We start from the raw sequence: 21918 nt of genomic DNA on the forward strand, positions 1-21918 counted from the left end.
CAGTCACATTCTTCACATCTATTTTTTATGAAAGAGACATTTATTTTCGAACAAAAATATTTTGCACATGACTTCTTCTCTTCATCTCTCATCTATCATTTGATTTTGCTGTTTTTTCAGTCTGCCCTTTTTAGTTCTTTCAACCCATTTTTATCTATACAGGTGCAAGCTCACTATGCAGCATTTCCTTCTTTTTCATATGATATCAAGAGTTTTCCTCAAAAAGTGAGCTCCTTCGTCAATAAGTGAGGAGAACTGCACTTTCGATAATAGATTGATTATTTGAAAAATTATTACAATTGACCCTTTCCGAACAAAAGTTTCTTTTATACAATAACATTACGCAGCCTGAATCTACTTTGAAAACAAAATAAGGAGGGCTTTCTTATGAAAGGTGAAATTCGCTTAATTCCGTATGAAGTAAAAGCCAATGTGATGGAAGCGAAAGAGACGCCGGAAAGTATTCAGGAGATTAAAGCACCCGAACTTTGGTCAAGTGGCTTCAAAGGAAAAGGCATAACCGTTGCTGTCCTTGATACAGGTTGCGACACGGAGCATCCCGACTTAAAAGATCAGATTATCGGCGGCAAGAACTTTACCGATGATGATAACGGAGATGCGGATAATGTGAAAGACTACAACGGGCATGGTACCCATGTAGCAGGAACGATTGCAGCAACAGATCAAAATGGCGGCATTCTAGGGGTTGCCCCTGAAGCTAAGCTGCTTATTGTGAAGGTTCTCGGCGGTGAAAATGGTAGCGGGAAATACGAATGGATCATTAATGGCATCAACTATGCTACTGAACAGAAAGTTGATATTATCTCCATGTCTCTCGGTGGTCCAAGCAATGAGCCAGCCCTACAGGAAGCTATTCAACATGCGGTAAAAAGCGGTGTACTTGTTGTTTGCGCAGCAGGAAATGAAGGTGACGGGGACGAGCGTACGGAAGAGTTCTCCTATCCAGCTGCATACAATGAGGTCATTGCCGTCGGCTCTGTCTCCCTTGCAAGAGAATCCTCTGAATTTTCCAATGCCAATAAAGAAATCGACCTCGTCGCCCCAGGAGAAGACATTTTATCCACTCTCCCTAACCATAAATACGGCAGACTGACAGGTACTTCAATGGCTGCCCCTCACGTGAGCGGTGCACTGGCCATTATTAAAAATGCCGAGGAAGAAGCGTTCCAGCGCAAGCTGACAGAGCCTGAGGTCTATGCTCAGCTTGTGAGAAGAACTCTTCCGCTGAAACAATCGAAAACCCTTGTAGGAAATGGATTTTTATATTTAACTGCGCCTGATGTCCTGTTAGAAAAGACATTGGAAGCGGATCTTTTATCTCTATAGCTAAAATAGAAGTCCTGAGAATAGATAGAATTTTCTCAGGATTTTTTTAATTAAAATTATTCAAAATTTACTTTGACGAAATGAAGTGAACGTTATATAATCGAACACAATAAATTCATAGTTTGAGAGTCGGTAATTCGATGATATGTCGAATTTTAATTGGGAAGACCGGTGAAAATCCGGCGCGGTCCCGCCACTGTGAGTGAGGAGAGCTTTTCTTTATGATCCACTGTCATAAGGATGGGAAGGATGAAAAGCTTGAAGATTCACCAGCCAGGATACCAGCCGCTCTATCACATCAAACCCCCTACGGTTGATAGGAGATGTCGGAAAAGCGTTAGTTATGCTCACGCCTTATTTCGCACACACATTTTGTCTTTTAAACCAGACATTTGCCCTCATCAATCTTGATCGTGAGTGTAGATGTCTTTTTATATTTATTAGAGGAGGAATTGGAATTGACAATTGTTAAAACAAGTAATCTAGGTTTTCCGCGAATTGGTTTAAACAGAGAATGGAAAAAGGCACTTGAGTCTTATTGGAAGGGGCAAACGGACCGTGAAACCCTTTTAAGCACACTGGATGAACAATTTTTAACCGCCATTAAAACACAAATTGACCAGCAAATTGATCTGGTTCCTTCTGGTGACTTCACCTTCTATGATCACGTACTGGATACTGCTGTTATGTTCAATTGGATTCCAGAACGCTTCCGCAGCTTGAAAGACCCGCTAGATACATACTTTGCGATGGCAAGAGGAACAAAAGATGCTGTCTCAAGTGAAATGACAAAATGGTTTAATACAAACTATCACTACATCGTTCCAGAATACGAAAAAAGCACCGAATTCAAACTCACACACAACAAACCGCTTGAAGCTTACGAAAAGGTAAAAAAGGCGTTTGGCGTTGAAACAAAACCTGTCGTTCTTGGTCTTTATACATTTGTCTCACTTTCTAAAGGCTATGAAGCAAATGAAGTGAAGGAGATCGAGCAGCGTCTAGTGCCGCTTTATATTCAAGTTTTAAAAGAGCTTCAAGAAGCCGGCGTCAAATGGGTTCAAATTGATGAGCCTGCACTTGTCACCGCTTCAAGTGAAGACGTAAAAGCAGTAAAAGAAATCTATCAAACAATCAAAGAAGCCGTACCTGCCTTAAATATTCTTCTTCAAACATACTTTGATTCAGTGGATGCCTATGAAGAGCTTATCTCTTACCCTGTTGAAGCCATTGGCCTTGATTTTGTCCATGATCAAGGACGCAATCTTGCACAAGTGAAAAAGCATGGCTTCCCGAAAGATAAAATTTTAGCAGCAGGCGTTATTGATGGCAGAAATATTTGGAGATCAGACCTTGGCGAAAGATTAACATTTATTTCTGAAGTGATTGCCGATGTTCAGCCGAAAGAAGTGTGGCTACAGCCATCAAGCAGCTTACTTCATGTGCCAGTTGCGAAACACCCAAGCGAACAGCTTGAAGAAAAACTATTAAACGGACTTTCTTATGCTACTGAAAAGCTAGCTGAATTAACGCTATTAAAAGAAGGGTTAACAAAGGGCGCAGCTGCCATTGATGCAGACATTCATGAGGCAGGACAAGCGCTTCTTACCTTAAAGGAATTCGCGAAAGGAACAAATGCGGATTTAACAGCAGAACGCAACAATCTTTCATCGAAAGATTTTAAACGTCCAGTTGCTTTTGAAGAACGCCTTCGTATCCAAAACGAATCTCTTGAACTGCCGCTTCTTCCAACGACAACGATCGGTAGCTTCCCGCAGTCAGCTGAAGTACGCAGCGCTCGTCAAAAGTGGCGTAAAAACGAGTGGACAGATGCAGAATATGATGAATTTATTAAGAAAGAAACAAAAAGATGGATTGATATTCAGGAAGAGATTGGTCTAGATGTTCTTGTCCATGGAGAATTTGAACGTACAGACATGGTCGAATACTTTGGTGAAAAGCTAGCCGGATTTGCCTTTACGAAATTTGCTTGGGTACAATCCTATGGATCGCGCTGCGTGAAGCCGCCAATCATTTATGGAGATGTAGAATTTACAGAGCCAATGACAGTGAAGGAGACGGTTTACGCACAAAGTCTAACTAAGAAAAAGGTCAAAGGAATGCTGACAGGACCTGTTACGATCTTAAACTGGTCTTTCCCAAGAACAGATATCTCCCGGAAAGACATTGCCTTCCAGATCGCTTTCGCATTACGTAAAGAGGTAGAAGCGTTAGAGGCAGCAGGTATTGAGGTTATTCAAGTGGATGAGCCTGCGCTAAGAGAAGGTCTTCCGCTCAAAGAAAGTGATTGGGCAGAATATTTAAACTGGGCAGCCGAGTCCTTCCGTTTATCAACATCTTCTGTTCAAAATGAAACGCAAATTCATACACATATGTGTTACAGTAACTTCGAGGATATTGTCGATACCATCGAAGACCTCGATGCCGATGTGATCACGATTGAGCACTCACGCAGTCATGGCGGATTCCTTGATTATTTAGAAAAACATCCATACCTAAAAGGACTTGGACTTGGAGTATATGATATCCATAGCCCGCGCGTTCCATCTGTTGAAGAAATGAGCAAAATCATTGATGATGCACTGAACGTATGTCCGGTAGACCGCTTCTGGGTCAACCCTGACTGTGGTCTAAAAACAAGACAAGAGCCTGAAACCATTGCTGCCTTGAAAAACATGGTGACAGCTGCTGAAGTGGCTCGTAAAAAGCTAGCGCAGCATGCATAATTGATTTCTCTCCCCTGCTGAACATGGCAGGGGTTTTTTATGTGCATATTGTCCTGTTCGATCATCTACGAGGATGATTCCTTTTCTAGCATGATTCGTTTATACTAGAGAAGTCAGTCGAACAAAGGGAGGAAGACAATGAATCACGAAGCTTTTTTACAACGCGCAATTGATCTTGCTGTAGAAGGAGTCAATAGTGGTACTGGCGGTCCTTTTGGAGCAGTCATTGTCAAGGATGGTCAGATTATTGCAGAGGGAAGCAACAATGTCACAACGAATAATGATCCAACTGCACATGCAGAAGTCACAGCCATTCGAAAGGCGTGCCAGGCTCTACATACATACCAATTAGAAGAATGTATTTTATATACAAGCTGTGAGCCTTGCCCGATGTGCCTCGGCGCTATCTACTGGGCTAGACCAAAGGCAGTTTATTTTGCAGCTGGACACCAAGATGCCGCAACTTCTGGTTTTGATGATTCATTTATTTATGAAGAAATCAACAAAGAATACGAATCAAGGAACATTCCATTTTACCAGCTGTCTCTACAAAAAACCCTTGCGCCCTTTGAAGCGTGGGAAGCATACGACAAAAAGAAAGAATATTAAAAAAGACACCTGCTTGACAGCAGGTGTTGCAGATGATTGTCAAAGGGCTAAATGTTAGCCCTTTTTTTCTTTTCATTACTCAGCCACTTCAAGCTCCACTTCGATATTTCCTCTTGTTGCTTTTGAATATGGACAGAATTCATGCGCAGCCTCAACAAGCTCTTTCGCTTTGTCATGGTCAAGTCCTTTCGCGGACACAATCAGTTTCACACCAAGCTTAAAGCCCCCATCGCTTTCATCTTTTAATAGACTAACATGTCCCTCTACCTCTGATTCAATGTCTACCCCCTGCTTCTTGGCGACTTGTTCAAGTGCCCCTCCGAAGCAGGCTGCATAGCCCGCTGCAAATAATTGCTCAGGATTCGTACCAGTTTCTCCATCTTTCTTTGCGTTTGGCATCACAATGTTGTGGTCAAGCACACCATCATCAGAACGAACATGTCCTGCTCTTCCATGCTGTGCTTTTACTTTTGCAGTGAATAATGGTTTCATCTTGATCTCCTCCTTCTTCTACTTATACCTTTCACGTTCTATTCATTGCTCAAACATTTATGGCACATTGAAGAATTTTTCATTTTTCGTCTGTATTTATGTTAAAAAGGGAGAAAATCTTATACAATGATAAGTATGACAAAAAATAGTTGGTGACTGACATGACAAATGAATTCGAACATATGAAGCTAGAAAATCAGCTTTGTTTCCTGTTATATGCAAGTTCTAGAGAGATGACGAAGCAGTATAAACCGTTATTAGAAGAGTTAAACATCACCTACCCGCAATATCTGGCACTTCTTTTATTGTGGGAGCATGGGACGTTAAATGTGAAAACAATGGGTGAGCTTCTGTATTTAGACTCCGGCACACTCACACCTATGCTCAAGCGGATGGAGCAAAACGGACTGATCATCCGAGAGCGTTCGAAAGAGGATGAGCGGTCTGTGCAAATTCGGTTAACGGAATATGGAAAACAGCTAAAAGAGAAGGCCACTGCGATTCCCTTTCGCATGCTGTCTGGGACAGGCAGATCCGAAGAGGAACTTAAAATATTGCGCGCCTCTTTACATGAGCTTTTGAAAAAATTAACACAACCAAAAGGCTGAGGGAATATCCCCTCAGCCTTTTATGTTGTCCATTATTGTGCGACAGCTACTAGCTCTACTTCAATGTTTCCTTGAGTTGCTTTTGAATATGGGCATACGCCGTGTGCTTTATGAACCAGTTCGTCTAATGCCGATTGCTCGATTCCAGTTCCTTTTACTTCTAATTTCACGCCTAGTTTAAAGCCACCATCTGAACTGTCTTTGATTAAGCTCACATGTGCCGTTACTTCACTTTCAAAACGGATACGCTCTTGTCTTGCTACCATTTGAAGGGCTGAATCAAAACATGCAGAGTAGCCTGCTGCGAATAATTGCTCTGGATTTGTTGCTTTTTCAAGTTTTTTCGCTCTTGGTGTTCCAGGCATTGCCACATCATGCTCTAGTACTCCATCTGTTGAAACTACCTTTCCTTCTCTTCCGCCTACAGCTGATACCGTTGCAGTAAATAAAACGTCTGACATCAATATAACCCTCTTTCTCTCCATTAATGTTTTCTACAATTTAATTGTACACAATCTAATTCTAAGAGTCAATGAAAAAACACTCTTATTAAGCTTTCCTACATGCCTCATTTTTATGAACATGTTACACGGGTTCAATTTAAGGCAGGCAACCATCAAAAAAAGCCCTTTAAACAGGGCTTTTAGATGGTGTCATGCTGCGGATTCGGTTGTTCTAGCGTATGGTTTCTGTTATCCGGGTCGGCATTTGCTGCTGCCAGCCACAATGCCAGGATGGTGATGCTTGTACAGACGACTGCCCATTTTTTAAAATTCATATAAACAATCCCCTCTCTGAATATAGATTCGAGCATGTTCCGCTTCCTCGTAGAACATGGAAGATTTTTCATAATCCTCCATTTCATTATAATACTTTGCGGTGTCTAATGCTAGCTCCTCTATATCTGGATATGCATAGGCAGACTCTAAAAAGTGGAAAATTCGTTTAATATGCTCGGCATCTTGTCTCAAGTACAATGCTTCTAGAAATTTTGTCTTTTGAATATGAATGTCATCCTGAAGAGATTCTGCTCGTTTCATACATTCTTCTCTGTAGTATAATGCTTCTTCGTGTTTACCTTGTTTGTATAATATTTGAGCGGCTGTATAAAGAGGGTCTATAGATCGACGAAGATGATCGGATTGATGCTGATCAAATAACGAGATGGATTCTTTCATTAAGTCGAGTGCGCGGTTCAAATCTCCCATTCTGTAATAGCTGTTGCCCATATTAAACAAAGAGGAACCAATAAAACGCACATTCTGAAATTCTCTTGATCTCGCAAGTGCTCTTTCGAGATGTGGTAGTGCCTTTTCATGCCTTCTCATATCATCATAATTACCAGCCACAATAAATTCACACTGAATGGTGCGAAGCGCATACAGTTCGTGCTGAACATAGACATCCAGCGCTAGCTTGGCATGGTGCATCGAGATATGGGTTTGTTTCATGTGATAATATATTTCTGACATTTTAAAATGATATTCCGCACGTTCAATATCATCTGATACAAAAGAAAGCTTATGCTCTGCCTTTTGATATGACGATATGGCAGCAATGTACTGCCTCCGGCCGAATTCATACATACCTCTAAAGAAATGATAGTAGTATTCAAGCATGCCTGTGACATGCGTTTGATGCTCATCTATTTCTTTCGAAAGCTCGGAAAAGTTGGCGCGAAGCTTTCCTTCCTTTAATGGCTTTAAATAATCGAGCATGACCTCATGCCTAAATTCCATTAAAGAAAAATAGAGAAGCAAATTCTGATCTTCTTCCATTGAATCAAGAGAGGTGCGAATTTCCTGCTTTAACTGTTCTGCTTGTTCTGAATCAAATCTGCGGATTAATTCATACCACTTATTGATTTTCACTCCAATATCCGAAGAGGGAATGATTTTCGCCATACGTTGCCTTCTCCAATCTTCTCAAAATATAAAACATTACCATATTTTATCATACTTGACCTGAGAAATACAAAAATGAAAGGAAAAAGAGAGCCTGCTTTGACGAGACTCTCTGTTGATATCGTTATTCTCTTATTTGTCCTTGACCACGAATGACAAATTTTTCAGAGGTTAAGGCTGGCAAACCCATCGGTCCTCTTGCGTGCAGTTTTTGTGTACTAATGCCTATTTCTGCGCCATAGCCAAATTCAAAGCCATCTGTGAATCGAGTAGAGGCATTATGATAAACAGCCGCAGCGTCAACGGCTGTTAAGAATAATGCCGCATGCTGATCATTTTCCGTAATGATCGCTTCAGAGTGCTTAGAGCTATATGTTTGAATATGCTGAATCGCTTCCTCTATGTTCTCTACGATTTTGATACTGACAATGGGTGCTAAGAATTCCGTTTCAAAGTCAGCTGTTGTCGCAGGTGTTGCGTTCGGAGTAAGCGCGCATACGGCTTCGTCTCCTCGTATCTCTACCCCATTTGCATGAAGGGCATCAAATAATGAAGCGCCATGTGCCTTTGCCCATGTTTCATGAATGACAATGCTCTCGATGGCATTACAAACAGATGGTCTTTGGGTTTTGGCATTCAGCACAATTTGTTCAGCCATTTCGTTTTTTGCCGTTTCATCAATGTAGATATGACAGTTCCCTGCACCTGTCTCAAGCACCGGCACGGTCGACTCTCTTACTACTAGATCAATTAAATTTTTTCCGCCGCGCGGAATGAGGACATCTAGGTAATCATTTAAGGTGAACAGCGTTTTAGCCGTTTCTCGGCCTGTATCCTCAATCAATTGCACACTGTCTACTGGAATATCCGTTGTCTGTAGCGCCTCATGGATCACCTTCACAATCGCTTTATTACTATGAATAGCCGATGAGCTTCCTCTTAGAATGACAGCATTTCCAGTTTTCAAACAAAGGGTAGCAGCATCTACTGTTACGTTCGGTCTTGCTTCATATATCATCCCAACCGTTCCGAGCGGCACCCGCACTTTTTCAATCAAAAGACCGTTTTCTTTTTGAATGGTTTCTAACGTTTCACCAATTGGGTCTTTGAGCTCAATCAGTTGAAGCGTTGCATCTGCAATTGCTTCAATTCTCTCTTCCGTGAGTGTGATTCGGTCGATGACAGATGGGGTGAACTGCTTTTCCTCAGCTGCCTGAACATCCTTTTGGTTCTCTTCCATTAAAAAAGCTGAAGATGCTTTTAGAGCTTTTGCAATGGCGTGTAAAGCAGCATTCTTTTGTTCCGTCGTTTTTAATAGTAGCTGATCTTTGGCTGCACTGGCCTTTTTGGCTTTTTCAAGAACTTCATTCATCGTATTCCCTCCTCAGTTTTGTACATGCTGTACCCAGTGATCTCGGTGTATGACCTCAGGTTTCTCATGTGAAAGCTCATCACTTCGCATCCCTTTAATGCCAAGAAGCTCATCGGATGCGTACAATGTTTGTCCCTTACCCACTAATCCGTTCGGACCGACGACTTCAACGACCTCTCCTTTAGAAAAGTCACCAGCGACATCAATGACACCCGCCGGAAGAAGGCTTCTGCCGTTATGCAAAATCGCGGCTTCTGCTCCTGCATCAATCATAATCTTCCCGGACACGGGTGAGTGGAATTGAATCCATTGACGACGGTTGTTGACAGCTGACAAGTCTTGTTCACCGATATATGTTCCATCACCTTGACCTGCGAGAATGTGAAGCAGTTTCTCTTCCCCTGTACCCGTGCCAATAAAGACTTTGACGCCAAGTGAAAGTGCCGTTTGTGCAGCAGACAGCTTTGATTTCATTCCGCCTGTTCCCACCTTTGAACCAGTGCTCTTTGCATATGAAAACAATTCTTCCGAAATGTGTGTCAGTACATCAAACCGCTTCGCCTCGGGATCCTCATTTGGATTTGCATTATAAATTCCGTTAATATCCGTTAAGATGATCAATTGATCTGCATGGATTAATCCACTGACAAGAGCTGACAGCATGTCATTATCCCCAAAGGTAAGCTCCTCGATCGAAACTGAATCATTTTCATTAATGATCGGTAAAATTTTTCTTTCCAGCAGCTCCATCATCGTTGCATAAGCATTTCGATATCTTGTACGATCTGAAAAATCATTACGTGTCAAAAGCATTTGCGCAGGTGTTATATGAAACTGTGAAAATAGTTCTGTATATTTCTGCATTAACAAGCTCTGACCAACGGCGGCAGCCGCCTGTTTTCCTTTTAAGGTCACAGGTCTTGATGGATACCCTAAGCTGCCAAAGCCTGCTGCAACAGCTCCTGACGATATCAAAATGATTTCATGCCCTGCTTCTTTGAGCTTTGCAATGGCTCTCACATGATCCCGCATTTTTTGTTCATCAATGGCTCCCTTTTGCTCTGTTAATGAACTGCTGCCAATTTTTATGACGATCCTTTGCTTTTTCATCACTGATTCCCTCCGCTATACCTTTAGGCACAAAAAAATCCCTTTTTCTCCTTATGTAAAGGACGAAAAGGGATTTTCCGTGGTACCACCTTCATTGAATAAGCATGCAAACGCTTATTCCACTCAACTCCTGTAACGCCAGGCATGCGCTTAGATTTTTCCTCTAAGGCTCAAAGGGTAGGTTCAGCAGCTGTCTGCGGCAAATGTTTCAGCATGTCATTTGCTCTCTTTACGCACCAGTTCCTGCTTACTATTCCTTTTCAACGCTCGTTAATTTTTTTATATTATCACCAATTGCTTCAGAAAAGTCAAGGGGTCAATTAAAGACAATCGTTTTATTCTCATGCACAATGATTCGATCTTCTAGATGCCATTTGACGGCACGTGCCAGCACACTTCGCTCAATCGTGCGGCCAATATTTTTTAATGCCTCCGCATCATCCCGGTGATCTACACGCTCAATATCCTGTTCAATGATCGGTCCTTCGTCTAAATCATTTGTCACATAATGAGAAGTCGCACCAATCAGTTTAACCCCTCGCTCATATGCACGCTTGTATGGGTTAGCCCCTATAAATGCCGGTAGGAAGGAATGATGAATATTGATGATTTTGTTCGGGTGCTGTTCAATAAAGGCTGGCGTCAAAATTTGCATGTATCTAGCAAGTACAACCGCATCAATGTCGTACTCCTTTAGTAATGCGAGCTGCTGTTTTTCGGCTTCTTTGCGAATGTCTTTATTCGCCTTCACATGATGGAACGGGATCCCAAGTGCTTCGACTGTATCCTTTGCCGTTTCATGATTGCTGATGACAACCGCTATTTCAGCCATTAGATTTCCGCTCTGCCATTCCCACAGAAGCTCATGTAAGCAGTGTAGTTCTTTTGACACAAAAATTGCTAGCTTTTTCAGCTCACTAGCACGCGACATGCTCCATGCCATTTGAAATGATTCAGCGATTGGCTCAAAGCTGCTTTTTAGCTGATCCATATTTCCCGAGATCTCTTTCCAATCAAATTCAATTCTTAAAAAGAACCGTCCACTTTCATGATCTGTTGTGTATTGACTGGATTCAATGATATTTGCTCCATGCTCAAATAAAAAAGTAGAAACAGCTGACACAATACCAGGCTGATCCGGACAGCTAACTAAAAGCCTGCCTTTTTGCTCGTGCTTTTGTCTGTGTAATTCAAGTTTCTCTGTAATCAATGTTCTCATGTATCATGACCTCATTTACGTTTTCATTCTAATGAAATATTATACTGGACTGGAAAGAGAAAAAGCAATGAAGAGCCTGATTTTTTATTGAATATTCATTCAATTCTGCACCTGGCGTGATATAATGTGAATAGACCTTTTATCCCAAAAGGAGTGATGGAGATGCAAGGCATGACTTTATTTGGTAAAGTGAGCTTTTGGCTCGGCATCATATGTTTGATTGCGGGCATTTATCTTTTTATGACCGGAGAAAGACTCATTCCTTTGCTCACGTTTGGTGTATGTTTTCTGCTTGTGAGTCAGCTTTACCGCAAAAATGAAAACGATTCCAATCATCATTCGATGTGACAAAAAGGCTGGCAAACAGGTGCCAGCCTTTTCTTATTCAATGATTTTTAACCCTACTGCCGCAGATAAAATCAGTGCGATAAAGAAAATGCGTTTCGCGTCTTTTGACTCACCGTAAAACAGCATACCGGCCATGGCTCCTCCGGCCGCCCCAATACCAGTCCAAATGGCATACGCCGTTCCCATCGGAATTGTATTCATCGCAAGAGACAGCATCAGAAAGGATAGCGAAAATCCAGCTGCAATGAATAAAATCCATTTGACATGTCGATCTTTCTGGAATTGATTCATCATGGTGACACAAAGCATTTCTAAGATGCCTGCCCCAATGAGTAAAAGCCAGCTCACGATTCAGCCTCCCCTTTCTTTTCACCTGTTGTCAGCTTCAGTCCTAATACACCGCACAAAAGCATCACAATCAGCAGTAATTTAACTAGCTGAACCGGCTCACCAAGTACCATGCCTAAGATGACGGTACCTGCTGTTCCAAGCCCGGTAAAGACGGCATAAAGTGTACCAACTGGCAGCACACTCGTTGCCTTCATGAGTAAATAAAAGCTTACGATAATACAAACAATGGTTGCGCTCCATTCCAGCAGGGAGTGGGCATATTTCAGTCCCATCACCCAGCCGACTTCAAAGATGGCCGCAATGAATACATTTCCCCATTTCATCCGATCTCTTCCTTTCTGACCGATTACAAGCAACAAAAAAAGCCTGGAAATCGATCGTTTGATCAAATCTCCCGGGCTTTTATCCCTCCGTGTCCATACGGTCTCTTCTAAAGACCCTATGTGTTTTCTCTCGGTCCAGACTGCGTCAACGCACGGAACCCTAGAAAACCAATTCATTATAAGCAGATCTAACGTAGAGCAGATTCTGTATAAAAAAGTGTATCACACCCTGATATGCCGGTCTACCACTTTGCTTTTCCCCTTAAATATACTTGTTCATTTTTCGAAAGAAAGTGGATGAAAGCGAAGTATACTAAATGTTAGAAAGAGGAACGACCACATCGCTGATATAATAAAACAAGAGAAAACCAAGAGGTGGATCAAATGATGATGACCGACGATCAAAAACATGAATTCTATCAAGCACTTGTTGAAAAAAACCCGCAATATGACGGCACATTCTTTGCTGGCATTAAAACAACCGGCATCTTCTGCCATGCCACATGTACCGCAAGAAAACCAAAATATGAAAATTGTGAGTTTTTCTTTACAGCCGAAGAAGCACTGCTAGCAGGTTATCGTCCGTGCAAACGCTGCACTCCATTAACATACCCTAACAGCATTCCCGAAGAAGTCAAAACACTCGTTTCAGCAGTTGAAAAAAATCCTGAGAAACGCTGGAAGGAAGAGGATTTTCGCCAGTTAGGGATTCACTCTGCAACGGCAAGAAGAAAATTTAAAGACATTTACGGGATGACCTTTGTTCAATATGCGAGATCACGCCGAATGGGACTTGCCTTTAAAGAAATCCTGAACGGAAAAAAAGTCATTGATCAACAAGTCTCCCTTGGCTATGAATCTTCAAGTGCCTTCAATGATGCATTTACGAAAATCATGGGGAATCCCCCTAAAAAGGCGCAGGTCAACATTCTCCATGCCAACTTTATTTCCACACCGATCGGACGGATGATCAGCGTGACAGATGCCACACATGTGTATTTACTGGAATTCATGGACAGGCGGGGAATTGAAAAAGAAATCGAGACCATGAGAAAGAAGCATCATGCCCGTATTTTAGTTGGGGAAACAAACGTTCATCAGCAATTAGCAGAGGAATTATCCTTATATTTTGAAAAAAAGCTCACGCAGTTTACTGTGCCGCTTTCCTTACATGGCACCCCATTTCAAATGAAGGTATGGGACCTGCTCTTACGCATTCCAGCAGGCGAAACGAGATCCTATCGAGATCTAGCCACAATGCTTGGTGATCCGCACTTGGTTCGGGCGGTTGGCAATGCAAATGGTGCCAATCAATTGGCGATTATTATTCCCTGTCACCGCGTTATTCAAACAAGCGGTGAGCTCGGAGGCTACGGCGGAGGAATTGAACGGAAGAAATATTTGCTCCAGTTAGAACAGCGTGGATAAAAGAAAAAACGGCTCTAGCTTATTCGGTAAGCGAGCCGTTTTCTCCGTTACGGGTGATGCTGTATACATCAATGATTTGCTCCCATTTTGAAATGGTTTTTTCTTTTTTCATGCCCATTTTTACAGCGACCTTCACTGACGCTTCATTCTCAGGACGAATTAAGCTTACCATCCGTCTGACCTTCATTTCTTCAAATCCATAGGTAAGACAGCCTTTTGCGGCCTCAGCAGCATAGCCCTTTCCCCATGCCGCTTTCTTTAGCATATAGCCAATTTCAAGCTCTGTTTGCCCTTCGATGTTTTGCAGAACAATTCCACTTTGTCCAAGTGGTTCATTCGTTTCTTTCTCTTCAATGATCCACAGAGATGTATGGTACGTGCGGTCATTCTTTTGATTCCAGACAATCCACTCTTTCGTCTGCTTTTCATCCTTTAGTGAAGGATAATATTTCATGACCTCTTCATCTTGGAACAGCTTTTCATATAAAAAAGGCGCATCGTGTTCATCCATTGTTCTAAGTCTTAGGCGCTCTGTTTCAAGCACGATCCGTGTTTGATGTGTCATTTGTTATCCTCCCCCTGCTTACTTGCTAAAAATATCTCCGAACAATCCATTTGAATCTGGGGCAAAGTACTGGAAGCCTGCACCGGTTAAACTTGCTGCGAGTGCTGTCCATATGATTAAACTGACCGTCATCCACACAGCGACTTGCTTTCTTTTCGTACCGAAGCTCATACACATAAAAGCAGCTAAATGACTGCCAATGATAAAAGGACCGACAAGTGCCAGACCAGGGAGACCATACCGTTCCCAAATCTTTCTGGCTTTCAGCTGTTTTTTCTCTCCTTTTTCATCAGGTTTCTCCTCTTTCCTCTTCAACCACCACGCTTTAAATCGGTCGACGAAAACAATGAGAAGCAAGACTGTAAGAAAGTTGCCGACAAAACCAATAACAGCCGTTGTCACAGGATGCAGACCACTTAAAATCGCCAGCGGAACGACACCAACCACTTCAAAGAAAGGTAAAGCAGCCAATACAAAAACGAGTACATACCCCCATATGATATCCAAAAACAGAACCCCTTTTCATTTTTGTCCTCTTCCCATTGTAAAGAAAAACACGATACCATTTCTACATTTATTTAGAAAAAGAAAAGCACATCGAAGAGGATGTGCTCAGTTTACATTGAATGTTTATTTTTCTTGTCTGTTTTCCTTAAAAAAACAATCGTGAGCAAGACTAAAATGACAATGGATAGCAGACTTATGAAAAGAAGCATAGTAGGCGATGTCCACCCAATCCATTCGAATAGAAGCTGCGGTCCGAAGAAGATTATCGGAATGAGCGACACCATATTCGCCTTTAATATGGCATTCAGTAAGACAATACACAGCAGGATCAGAAGAATGACGCCCCATCTTTGACTCGAGGTAAGCACAAGTAAGGGTGTGCCGAGTTTTTGGTCCAACAATTTCACTGTGATCATGACGGTCATCTGAAAAATACCTAATATCCAAAAGTAAAAAAATGCCCGCCTGCTTGTTTGAAAGGCAGAAGCTCTAAACATCACAATGGTCATGATCACATTGGCCACTATAATCAGCGGATAACCAATGAGTGCATACCAAGAATACGATAAATTTTGACTGATGGCGTCTGCTAAAATCATGTAAAAGAGCGATCCAATTAAAAAAGCACTGACAAACGGAACCCAGTCTTTATCATTTCTAGAAAGCTCTTTTGCCAGTTCATCAGCAAAGCTCCGCGGATCTTTGCCGAACACATCCTCCCCTGTTTTGCCATCTTTTTCAGCCTCGACCGCGTGTGTCGTCAGTTCATCCATCAGCTCGTCAATTTCGTCCTGATTTTTCCCTTTTGATATAAGATAGAGTTGTAGCTCTAATAAGATGTGTCTTGTTTCTTTTGATACCATCTTCTCACTTCCCTTTTTGTAATAAGCGCTCTACATTTCCTGACAGCTCATACCAGCGTTCAATGAAATCTGTTAGCGCTTGTTCTCCCGCTTGCGTGAGCGTATAGTATTTCCTTTTTGGTCCGCTTGCTGATGCTTTTGCGGACGTGCTCACCAGCTGTTCTTTTTGCATACGCAGCAGAATGGGATAAATACTTCCTTCACTAATTTGATCAAACCCATAATGCGCGAGCTTCTTCGTCATTTCATACCCATAAATCTCACCCTCAGAAATAATTGACAGCAGGCAGCCTTCTAAAATTCCTTTTAGCATTTGTGTGGATGTTGTCATCATTGTTCCTCCGATTTCAGTACCTTGCATCACAAGATAGCTTCATCTTACCACACACTATCTTGCCATGCAAGATACCATCTTATAAAAAAATCACCACTTAAAGGGTGATTTTTACGCCCATGGTTTATCTGTCCCAAGTGCGTCAGCCAGCGCCTTGCTATGTTTTCGGCGGCTTTTTCTTTCCTCTGCCCGCTGCTTTGCTGTTTGGTGCAGCATGATTTCTTCCTCTGTTTCCGGCATGACCTGCGGGACTCGTTTCGGCTTTCCGTTTTCATCAAGCGAGACAAAGGTAAGAAATGAAGTGGCTGCGAGTCTGCGCTCTCCAGACATCAAGTTTTCTTTAATGACTTTGACGAATACCTCCATTGAAGACGTGCCAACCCAAGTCACATAGGACTCTAAGCATACTGATTCCTTTTGTCCAATCGGCTCTAAGAAATCAACTGAATCCATGGAAGCTGTGACCGTTTCACTGCGGCTGTGTCTTGCTGCCGAGATCGAAGCAATGTCATCTATATAACTCATTAATTTCCCGCCAAATAAGGTTTGGTGGTTATTCGTATCGAGAGGGAATACCCTGCTGGTTTTGACAACTTTCGATTCCTTGCAGTATTTGAAATTTTCTTCACTCATCATCATAGCTCCTTCTTGCTGTTTTCGTTGAAGCGGAACGACTTTTATTAAACACTATTCTTTTAGGTTTGTCTAAACTTTTTGCTTTAGTCTCATGTGAGAGATTTTCTTTCGGAAATGTTTCAACCTTGACTAGAAGGAGGAATAATAGAACTATCTACAAACAAGGAGGCCCTTTGATGGATTCTATGAAATCAGAGAAAGTGTACAAAATGCCGCAATGTATGAGTGAATATGATGATTTAAAAGAAGTCCTCTTATGCAGCCCTATTTATATGGAAATTAAACAAATCATCAACGAAACCCAAAAGCATTTTGCTAGAGAAAATATTTCTCAAATCAAAGCAGTGGCTCAGCATAAGCAATTGATCCAAACACTAAAAGAACATCAAGTACGGTCCATCCTGCTACCTGCAAATGACCGCTTTCCTGAACAAGTCTTTACTCGGGATATTGGATTTACGATTGGACATACATTATTTGTGTCAAACATGGCCGCTCCGGTTCGGCAGGGGGAAGAGCAATGCCTAAAAGAGTGGGCTCAGGCAAAAGGATGGACAGCCGTCACCCTGCCAGCTGGAACGATTGAAGGCGGCGATGTGCTTGTGGATCAGAACCGTGTGTTTGTTGGCATGAGCAAAAGAACAAACCCAGCCGCCATCCATCAGCTAAAAAAGGAACTGCCGGATTACGACATCATTTCCATTCCTCTTCCTCCTCACATTTTGCATCTCGATTGTGTGATGAACATTCTTTCTCAGGATGAGTTATTGATTTACCCTGAAGCCTTCTCCAAAAAGGATCTTCAACTGCTCAAAAAGCATTATGACCTGATTGAGATAAGTGAACAAGAGCAATTCACACTTGGATCAAATGTTTTATCTATTGGGCAGAAAAAAGTGATCAGCTTGCCCATCAATCAAGAAACAAACGCTGCACTAACCGCTCACGGGTACACCGTCATTGAAGTCGATTTTTCAGAAATCATTAAATCTGGCGGCTCTTTTAGATGCTGCACATTGCCTATTCGGCGTTCGTAAATGCAAAAGCCAGCAAGTAGACGAGCTGTTCTCCTTGGTGGCTTTTGATGCATGTCTTTATTTCCTATCGTATAAATGACAGGCAACTTCATGTCCTTCTTCCGCTGTTTGTAATGTTGGCTTTTTTTCAGCACACACGTCCATTGCAGCAGGACATCTTGTTCTAAATACACAGCCGCTTGGCGGGTTCACTGGACTTGGAATTTCTCCTTTTAAAATAAACCTTTTGCGCTTGTCCTCCACGTCAGGATCTGGGATGGGGATCGCAGATAGCAAAGCCTGTGTATACGGATGCAGCGGCGTCTTATATAAAGCCTCACTACTGGTCATTTCCACGAGATGTCCTAAATACATGACACCGATTCGATCACTAATATATTTCACCATCGACAAATCATGGGCAATGAATAGAAACGTTAATCCTTCCTCTTTTTGCAGCTTTTTCAGTAAATTCACGACCTGCGCTTGAACGGACACATCGAGTGCAGAAATCGGTTCATCTGCCACAATAAACTTTGGCGATAAGGCGAGTGCCCTTGCAATACCGATTCTCTGCCTCTGCCCTCCGCTAAATTCGTGCGGGTAACGGGTGGCGAAATCATAGCTTAGTCCTACCGCTTCAAGCAGTTCTTTCACGCGGGCAATTCTTTTCTTTTGACTGCCATAAAGATGATGGATTTCCATTGGCTCCAGCATAATATCTTTTACTGACAGCCTTGGATTTAAAGATGAATACGGATCTTGAAACACCATTTGGATTTGTCTATTGAAATCAAATGACTCTTTTTGAGACAGATGATGGAGATTTTTCCCTTCATACAAGGCTTCACCATCTGTCGGGTCGTAAAGCCGCATGAGCACTTTCCCAAGTGTGGATTTCCCGCAGCCAGACTCGCCAACGAGACCAAAGGTTTCACCTTGTTTCAGCTGAAATGAGACGCCGTCTAGTGCTTTTAAGGTTTTTCCTTTGGATAGTTGAAAATGTTTTTTGAGGTTGTTGACTTGTAAAAGTGGTTCAACTGCCATCACACATTCCCCCTTTCGCTTGGCAAATACCGCCTTGCACCTGCCCATTCCTTTTCATATGAAGTACCAGAAAGGGAAAGAAGCTCAATTTGTCTGCCTGTTTTAGGCGAGTGAAGCATGAGGCCATCCCCCGCATATATCCCAACATGGCGGACAGCTCCCTTGCCGTTTTCGTTTGCAAAAAACAGTAAGTCGCCTGGTTCTAAATGGCTTGTGACTGGGGTTCCTTGAACTGCTTGATCACTTGCATCTCTTGGCAAAAGATATCCGCATGCTTTGTACATGCTGTAAGCAAAGCCAGAACAATCATAACCAAAGCTGCTCACGCCCCCCCATAAATACGAAAGGCCAATAAATTGTTTTCCCCTGTCTACCACATCCTTGCCGGTCATAGAGGAAGCTTGCGAAACCGGACGCACATCCTCTTTGTTGATTTCTCTTATTCCGACTGGGGTCATAACATGAAATTGATCTCTTGTTTCTTTGGTAGCTGCCAGCTCTGTTAAAAAGCTAATCTCCATATCCGCTTGTCCATTTTGATATAATACGGCTTTTTTCTGACAAACGACAAGAGATGCAGCTGGCGCACTTCCCTCTGTTACTTGTTTTAATTGCTTAGCAGGCATATAACCAGGATAGCCTTGCGGATGTTTCCGGCTGGCCTGCTGGGGAATGACGACTTTCATCCAGCCGTCTGTCTCTTCTAATCCAATGACTCTCTCGCCGAGTAGCACTTGCGATTGAATTAGATTTTCCTCACATAAAGCCAATTTTTCTTCATACGTTTGCTGGTCAATCCACTCTTTGATATTAATGGCATCCTGAAGTACCTTTCGATCAATGTCTCTTGGCGACTGCGGCGCTGTCCATACGTTAGCGACTGGAACCTTTGATTCATAAATCATCACGAGACTCCTTTCACCCCTTGAATGCCTAACCCATGATGCGGCGGAAAGAATAGATCTTTTCCCCTGTAAACGATTCCTCCGTCTATTAAGTCCTCTTTTAGCATAAGCGGGGCATCAAAGTCATAGCGGGTGATGTTCGGCTGGCTTGCGGCGAGATGAGCCGCTGCTGTAATACCAAGTTTTGACTCAATCATACTGCCAACCATGCACTTTACGCCGTACGCTTCTGCTAAACCATTGATTTTCAGTGCCTCCTTTATACCGCCTGATTTCATTAATTTTAAGTTGATCAGATCACAGCTTCTCGTTTCTAGCACCTTGATCGCATCATGGAACCCGAAAATACTTTCATCTGCCATAATCAATGTATCTGTGGCTTCTGTCACCCTGCGCAGACCTTCGATGTCTTCTTTCGGCACTGGTTGCTCGACTAGTTCAATATTCAGCTCCTCCATTTTTCGAATGGCCACAATCGCTTCCTTCCACGTCCAGCCCTGGTTCGCGTCGAGCCTGATCTGAATATCAGGTCCAACTTTTTCTCGAATCCGTTTCATACGCTGAATATCAGTGTCTATGTCATCTTTCCCTACTTTTATCTTTAAGGTTTGAAAGCCTTCAGCTACGTATTGCTTCGCATCTTCTGCCATCTCGAGCGGCCGGTTTACACTGACCGTATAATCGGTTTCAAGCTGATTGCGATATCCGCCAAGGTATTGATATAGCGGTAGCCCCGCCTGCTTCGCTAAACCATCGAAAATCGCCATATCAATCGCAGCCTTTGCGCTTGTGTTGCAAGCGAGCACGCGGTCCATAGCTGAAAAGATGTGTTCATATTCCGCCAAGGAAGCCCCGAGCAAAATCGGTCTTATCACTTCACAAATGGCATAGTCGATGCTTTCCAGCGTTTCACCTGTAATCACCGCTGTGGGAACTGCCTCCCCGTAGCTGACGTCACCTTGATCATATGTCATGATGACAATCAGAGAAGCTGCGTCATACACCGTTCTTAAAGCAGTTTTGAACGGTTTTTTTAGCGGTACACTCGTTCTGCATGTACGAACATCCACAATTTTCATTTGATCGCCTCTTTCGCTGTGACACCTGGGGAAATGTGCAGTTTTTTTCCTGTCGCATCTAGTGTAGCCTGCACGCCGATTGGAATGGCAAAGTTCGGGGATGAATGACCGATCCGAAAGCCGCCAAGTGCAGGTTTCTTTTGCGGCACGATATAGGTCTCCCATAGCTCTTCCAGCGTGAGGGACTGCTCTTTCTTTTTTGGCTCACATTGATGGAAATCCCCTATGATGAATCCAGCCGCATCATCCAATTTTCCAGCAGATGTAAGGTGCTGCATCATTCGATCGATTTTATAGGGCTCTTCGTCAATATCTTCAATGAACAAAAGCTTCCCCTTCGTATCGATTTCAAACGGTGTACCAAGTGTAGTGACGATCAGAGCAAGGTTCCCTCCTGTCATTTCGCCTGAGGCAGTGCCATGATAGAAGGTTTGAAGAGGTGACAGATGATGCCCATACGTAAAGGTCTTCGGTGTGAACAGCTGCAAAAAGGTATCCTTCGTATACGGATGGACCTCCTCACTTCCCACATCAGAGGAAAGCATTGGACCATGAAAGGTCACAAGACCCGTCTGCTGCTGGATCGCCGTATGTAAAAACGTAATATCACTATAGCCCCAAAAGATTTTTGGATTCCGGCGAATGAGGTCATAGTCAATGGCTTCTGCAAGTCTTCCAGTCCCGTATCCTCCGCAAGCACAAATCACCGCCTTCACTTCTGGATCTTGAAACATGCCATGGAGATCTTCCACTCTTTCATGATCACGACCTGCTAAATACCCATACCGGCAGCCCAGATACTTCCCTTTTTTCACCCTCAGCCCAAGGCTTTCTAAAAAGGCAATCCCTTTCGCTAATTTCAATTCATCAGGCGGGCTTGCTGGTGCAATAATTCCCACCGTATCCCCTGTTTGAAGTGCCGCTGGCCGCTGGTTCATGCCATATCCCCTCTTTCTCTTCATTTCTTTCAATCTATGGGCATCTTCTTCATAACATGAACGAATAAAGGAACTGACGCTTTTATTCAAAGCGTCCCAGTGTGTTGACAAACCCTCGCATTCGCCCGCAGGTCTGCGTGCCGGTGCTCACCCTTCCTAGACTTCAAAGG

The 21918-nt window shown here is 42.8% G+C and carries 24 protein-coding genes, 1 pseudogene, 2 riboswitches and 1 other annotated feature; of the genes and pseudogenes, 7 read left to right on the plus strand and 18 right to left on the minus strand.

All coding sequences use genetic code 11. The annotated features are described in order from the left end of the window. Positions 1-387: 387 nt before the first annotated feature. The 3 genes from IEE86_RS07805 to guaD all read left to right on the plus strand — a co-directional run bounded on the left by IEE86_RS07805 (position 388) and on the right by guaD (position 4703). A complete protein-coding gene (locus IEE86_RS07805) occupies positions 388-1347 on the plus strand; it encodes a S8 family peptidase (RefSeq protein WP_191096697.1) in 960 nt (319 codons plus the stop codon). 112 nt (positions 1348-1459) lie between these two features. After that, positions 1460-1651: riboswitch (cobalamin riboswitch) on the plus strand. Between the two features lie 154 nt (positions 1652-1805). Beyond that, positions 1806-4094 carry a 5-methyltetrahydropteroyltriglutamate--homocysteine S-methyltransferase gene (metE, locus tag IEE86_RS07810; RefSeq protein WP_191096698.1) on the plus strand — a complete coding sequence of 763 codons (2289 nt, stop codon included), beginning with the start codon at positions 1806-1808 and terminating at the stop codon, positions 4092-4094. A 138-nt stretch (positions 4095-4232) separates the two neighbouring features. Next, on the plus strand, positions 4233-4703 hold the full coding sequence (gene guaD / locus IEE86_RS07815) for a guanine deaminase (RefSeq protein ID WP_191096699.1): 471 nt from the start codon (positions 4233-4235) through the stop codon (positions 4701-4703). Between the two features lie 75 nt (positions 4704-4778). Here the strand turns inward: guaD and ohrB are convergent, their stop codons facing one another. Beyond that, positions 4779-5195: an organic hydroperoxide resistance protein OhrB gene (gene ohrB, locus IEE86_RS07820; protein WP_191096700.1), complete on the minus strand. Its 417-nt coding sequence runs from the start codon at positions 5193-5195 to the stop codon at positions 4779-4781. A gap of 161 nt (positions 5196-5356) precedes the next feature. Between ohrB and IEE86_RS07825 the strand changes: the two genes are divergently transcribed. Then, entirely contained in the window at positions 5357-5803 is a 447-nt protein-coding gene (locus tag IEE86_RS07825) for a MarR family winged helix-turn-helix transcriptional regulator (RefSeq protein ID WP_191096701.1), read from the plus strand. 32 nt (positions 5804-5835) lie between these two features. On the opposite strand, the gene IEE86_RS07830 is transcribed toward IEE86_RS07825, so the two are convergent. From IEE86_RS07830 to purU, 6 genes are all read right to left on the minus strand, one after another. Then, complete coding sequence (locus IEE86_RS07830; protein WP_191096702.1) at positions 5836-6264, minus strand: organic hydroperoxide resistance protein; 429 nt, start codon at positions 6262-6264, stop codon at positions 5836-5838. A gap of 182 nt (positions 6265-6446) precedes the next feature. After that, a complete protein-coding gene (locus IEE86_RS07835) occupies positions 6447-6617 on the minus strand; it encodes a phosphatase (protein ID WP_224740867.1) in 171 nt (56 codons plus the stop codon). After that, positions 6571-7707, minus strand: a complete 1137-nt coding sequence (locus tag IEE86_RS07840) for a response regulator aspartate phosphatase (protein ID WP_191096703.1) — start codon at positions 7705-7707, stop codon at positions 6571-6573. Before IEE86_RS07840 ends, IEE86_RS07835 begins: the two co-directional genes overlap by 47 nt. 124 nt (positions 7708-7831) lie before the next feature. Next, positions 7832-9079 carry a glutamate-5-semialdehyde dehydrogenase gene (locus tag IEE86_RS07845; protein ID WP_191096704.1) on the minus strand — a complete coding sequence of 416 codons (1248 nt, stop codon included), beginning with the start codon at positions 9077-9079 and terminating at the stop codon, positions 7832-7834. 12 nt (positions 9080-9091) lie between these two features. After that, on the minus strand, positions 9092-10189 hold the full coding sequence (gene proB / locus IEE86_RS07850) for a glutamate 5-kinase (RefSeq protein WP_191096705.1): 1098 nt from the start codon (positions 10187-10189) through the stop codon (positions 9092-9094). Positions 10190-10244: 55 nt separating this feature from the next. Then, positions 10245-10462, minus strand: a binding site (T-box leader). A gap of 43 nt (positions 10463-10505) precedes the next feature. Further along, positions 10506-11408: a formyltetrahydrofolate deformylase gene (gene purU, locus IEE86_RS07855; protein WP_191096706.1), complete on the minus strand. Its 903-nt coding sequence runs from the start codon at positions 11406-11408 to the stop codon at positions 10506-10508. 162 nt (positions 11409-11570) lie between these two features. Here purU and IEE86_RS07860 point away from each other — a divergent pair, with 162 nt between their 5' ends. Beyond that, the gene (locus IEE86_RS07860; RefSeq protein WP_191096707.1) at positions 11571-11756 is read left to right on the plus strand and encodes a hypothetical protein; all 186 of its coding nucleotides are present in this window, start codon (positions 11571-11573) and stop codon (positions 11754-11756) included. Positions 11757-11789: 33 nt separating this feature from the next. Here the strand turns inward: IEE86_RS07860 and IEE86_RS07865 are convergent, their stop codons facing one another. Next, positions 11790-12104: a DMT family transporter gene (locus IEE86_RS07865; protein ID WP_318010266.1), complete on the minus strand. Its 315-nt coding sequence runs from the start codon at positions 12102-12104 to the stop codon at positions 11790-11792. Then, complete coding sequence (locus IEE86_RS07870; protein ID WP_191096708.1) at positions 12101-12430, minus strand: DMT family transporter; 330 nt, start codon at positions 12428-12430, stop codon at positions 12101-12103. The genes IEE86_RS07865 and IEE86_RS07870 overlap by 4 nt, the downstream gene beginning before the upstream one ends. Before the next feature lie 66 nt (positions 12431-12496). Further along, positions 12497-12605: riboswitch (guanidine-I (ykkC/yxkD leader) on the minus strand. A 209-nt stretch (positions 12606-12814) separates the two neighbouring features. On the opposite strand from IEE86_RS07870, the gene IEE86_RS07875 reads away from it, so the two are divergent. Beyond that, positions 12815-13858: a bifunctional transcriptional activator/DNA repair enzyme AdaA gene (locus IEE86_RS07875; protein WP_191096709.1), complete on the plus strand. Its 1044-nt coding sequence runs from the start codon at positions 12815-12817 to the stop codon at positions 13856-13858. A 19-nt stretch (positions 13859-13877) separates the two neighbouring features. Here the strand turns inward: IEE86_RS07875 and IEE86_RS07880 are convergent, their stop codons facing one another. From IEE86_RS07880 to IEE86_RS07900, 5 genes are all read right to left on the minus strand, one after another. Next, positions 13878-14423, minus strand: coding sequence for a GNAT family N-acetyltransferase (locus tag IEE86_RS07880; RefSeq protein ID WP_191096710.1), 546 nt, complete (start codon positions 14421-14423; stop codon positions 13878-13880). 18 nt (positions 14424-14441) lie between these two features. After that, on the minus strand, positions 14442-14930 hold the full coding sequence (locus tag IEE86_RS07885) for a small multi-drug export protein (protein ID WP_191096711.1): 489 nt from the start codon (positions 14928-14930) through the stop codon (positions 14442-14444). 110 nt (positions 14931-15040) lie between these two features. Beyond that, positions 15041-15793: an HAAS domain-containing protein gene (locus IEE86_RS07890; protein WP_191096712.1), complete on the minus strand. Its 753-nt coding sequence runs from the start codon at positions 15791-15793 to the stop codon at positions 15041-15043. Between the two features lie 4 nt (positions 15794-15797). Beyond that, the gene (locus IEE86_RS07895; RefSeq protein WP_191096713.1) at positions 15798-16124 is read right to left on the minus strand and encodes a PadR family transcriptional regulator; all 327 of its coding nucleotides are present in this window, start codon (positions 16122-16124) and stop codon (positions 15798-15800) included. A 114-nt stretch (positions 16125-16238) separates the two neighbouring features. Continuing rightward, on the minus strand, positions 16239-16760 hold the full coding sequence (locus IEE86_RS07900) for an acyl-CoA thioesterase (protein WP_008346212.1): 522 nt from the start codon (positions 16758-16760) through the stop codon (positions 16239-16241). A 179-nt stretch (positions 16761-16939) separates the two neighbouring features. On the opposite strand from IEE86_RS07900, the gene IEE86_RS07905 reads away from it, so the two are divergent. Further along, positions 16940-17800: a dimethylarginine dimethylaminohydrolase family protein gene (locus IEE86_RS07905; protein ID WP_191096714.1), complete on the plus strand. Its 861-nt coding sequence runs from the start codon at positions 16940-16942 to the stop codon at positions 17798-17800. Between the two features lie 57 nt (positions 17801-17857). Here the strand turns inward: IEE86_RS07905 and IEE86_RS07910 are convergent, their stop codons facing one another. The 4 genes and pseudogenes from IEE86_RS07910 to IEE86_RS07925 all read right to left on the minus strand — a co-directional run bounded on the left by IEE86_RS07910 (position 17858) and on the right by IEE86_RS07925 (position 21748). After that, entirely contained in the window at positions 17858-18826 is a 969-nt protein-coding gene (locus IEE86_RS07910) for an ABC transporter ATP-binding protein (RefSeq protein ID WP_191096715.1), read from the minus strand. Then, positions 18816-19731: pseudogene (locus tag IEE86_RS07915) on the minus strand (C40 family peptidase). Before IEE86_RS07915 ends, IEE86_RS07910 begins: the two are co-directional and overlap by 11 nt. Next, positions 19731-20810: a dipeptide epimerase gene (locus IEE86_RS07920; RefSeq protein WP_191096717.1), complete on the minus strand. Its 1080-nt coding sequence runs from the start codon at positions 20808-20810 to the stop codon at positions 19731-19733. The pseudogene IEE86_RS07915 and the gene IEE86_RS07920 overlap by 1 nt, the downstream one beginning before the upstream one ends. After that, entirely contained in the window at positions 20807-21748 is a 942-nt protein-coding gene (locus IEE86_RS07925; protein ID WP_191096718.1) for a S66 peptidase family protein, read from the minus strand. Before IEE86_RS07925 ends, IEE86_RS07920 begins: the two co-directional genes overlap by 4 nt. Positions 21749-21918: the final 170 nt, after the last annotated feature.

The sequence above is a fragment of the Bacillus crepusculi genome (genome assembly GCF_014764715.1).
Lineage (GTDB): Bacteria > Bacillota > Bacilli > Bacillales > Bacillaceae > Bacillus.

What these genes read in the sequence shown, in the direction of transcription:
- IEE86_RS07895 (WP_191096713.1), bottom strand. Translation starts at nt 16,124, where the DNA reads ATGACAACATCCACACAAATGCTAAAAGGAATTTTAGAAGGCTGCCTG.
- IEE86_RS07890 (WP_191096712.1), bottom strand. Translation starts at nt 15,793, where the DNA reads ATGGTATCAAAAGAAACAAGACACATCTTATTAGAGCTACAACTCTAT.
- IEE86_RS07860 (WP_191096707.1), top strand. Translation starts at nt 11,571, where the DNA reads ATGCAAGGCATGACTTTATTTGGTAAAGTGAGCTTTTGGCTCGGCATC.
- IEE86_RS07840 (WP_191096703.1), bottom strand. Translation starts at nt 7,707, where the DNA reads ATGGCGAAAATCATTCCCTCTTCGGATATTGGAGTGAAAATCAATAAG.
- IEE86_RS07870 (WP_191096708.1), bottom strand. Translation starts at nt 12,430, where the DNA reads ATGAAATGGGGAAATGTATTCATTGCGGCCATCTTTGAAGTCGGCTGG.
- IEE86_RS07880 (WP_191096710.1), bottom strand. Translation starts at nt 14,423, where the DNA reads ATGACACATCAAACACGGATCGTGCTTGAAACAGAGCGCCTAAGACTT.
- IEE86_RS07845 (WP_191096704.1), bottom strand. Translation starts at nt 9,079, where the DNA reads ATGAATGAAGTTCTTGAAAAAGCCAAAAAGGCCAGTGCAGCCAAAGAT.
- IEE86_RS07925 (WP_191096718.1), bottom strand. Translation starts at nt 21,748, where the DNA reads ATGAACCAGCGGCCAGCGGCACTTCAAACAGGGGATACGGTGGGAATT.
- IEE86_RS07900 (WP_008346212.1), bottom strand. Translation starts at nt 16,760, where the DNA reads ATGAGTGAAGAAAATTTCAAATACTGCAAGGAATCGAAAGTTGTCAAA.
- IEE86_RS07905 (WP_191096714.1), top strand. Translation starts at nt 16,940, where the DNA reads ATGGATTCTATGAAATCAGAGAAAGTGTACAAAATGCCGCAATGTATG.
- IEE86_RS07825 (WP_191096701.1), top strand. Translation starts at nt 5,357, where the DNA reads ATGACAAATGAATTCGAACATATGAAGCTAGAAAATCAGCTTTGTTTC.
- IEE86_RS07835 (WP_224740867.1), bottom strand. Translation starts at nt 6,617, where the DNA reads ATGCTCGAATCTATATTCAGAGAGGGGATTGTTTATATGAATTTTAAA.
- IEE86_RS07830 (WP_191096702.1), bottom strand. Translation starts at nt 6,264, where the DNA reads ATGTCAGACGTTTTATTTACTGCAACGGTATCAGCTGTAGGCGGAAGA.
- IEE86_RS07920 (WP_191096717.1), bottom strand. Translation starts at nt 20,810, where the DNA reads ATGAAAATTGTGGATGTTCGTACATGCAGAACGAGTGTACCGCTAAAA.
- ohrB (WP_191096700.1), bottom strand. Translation starts at nt 5,195, where the DNA reads ATGAAACCATTATTCACTGCAAAAGTAAAAGCACAGCATGGAAGAGCA.
- guaD (WP_191096699.1), top strand. Translation starts at nt 4,233, where the DNA reads ATGAATCACGAAGCTTTTTTACAACGCGCAATTGATCTTGCTGTAGAA.
- purU (WP_191096706.1), bottom strand. Translation starts at nt 11,408, where the DNA reads ATGAGAACATTGATTACAGAGAAACTTGAATTACACAGACAAAAGCAC.
- IEE86_RS07805 (WP_191096697.1), top strand. Translation starts at nt 388, where the DNA reads ATGAAAGGTGAAATTCGCTTAATTCCGTATGAAGTAAAAGCCAATGTG.
- IEE86_RS07875 (WP_191096709.1), top strand. Translation starts at nt 12,815, where the DNA reads ATGATGATGACCGACGATCAAAAACATGAATTCTATCAAGCACTTGTT.
- proB (WP_191096705.1), bottom strand. Translation starts at nt 10,189, where the DNA reads ATGAAAAAGCAAAGGATCGTCATAAAAATTGGCAGCAGTTCATTAACA.
- IEE86_RS07910 (WP_191096715.1), bottom strand. Translation starts at nt 18,826, where the DNA reads ATGGCAGTTGAACCACTTTTACAAGTCAACAACCTCAAAAAACATTTT.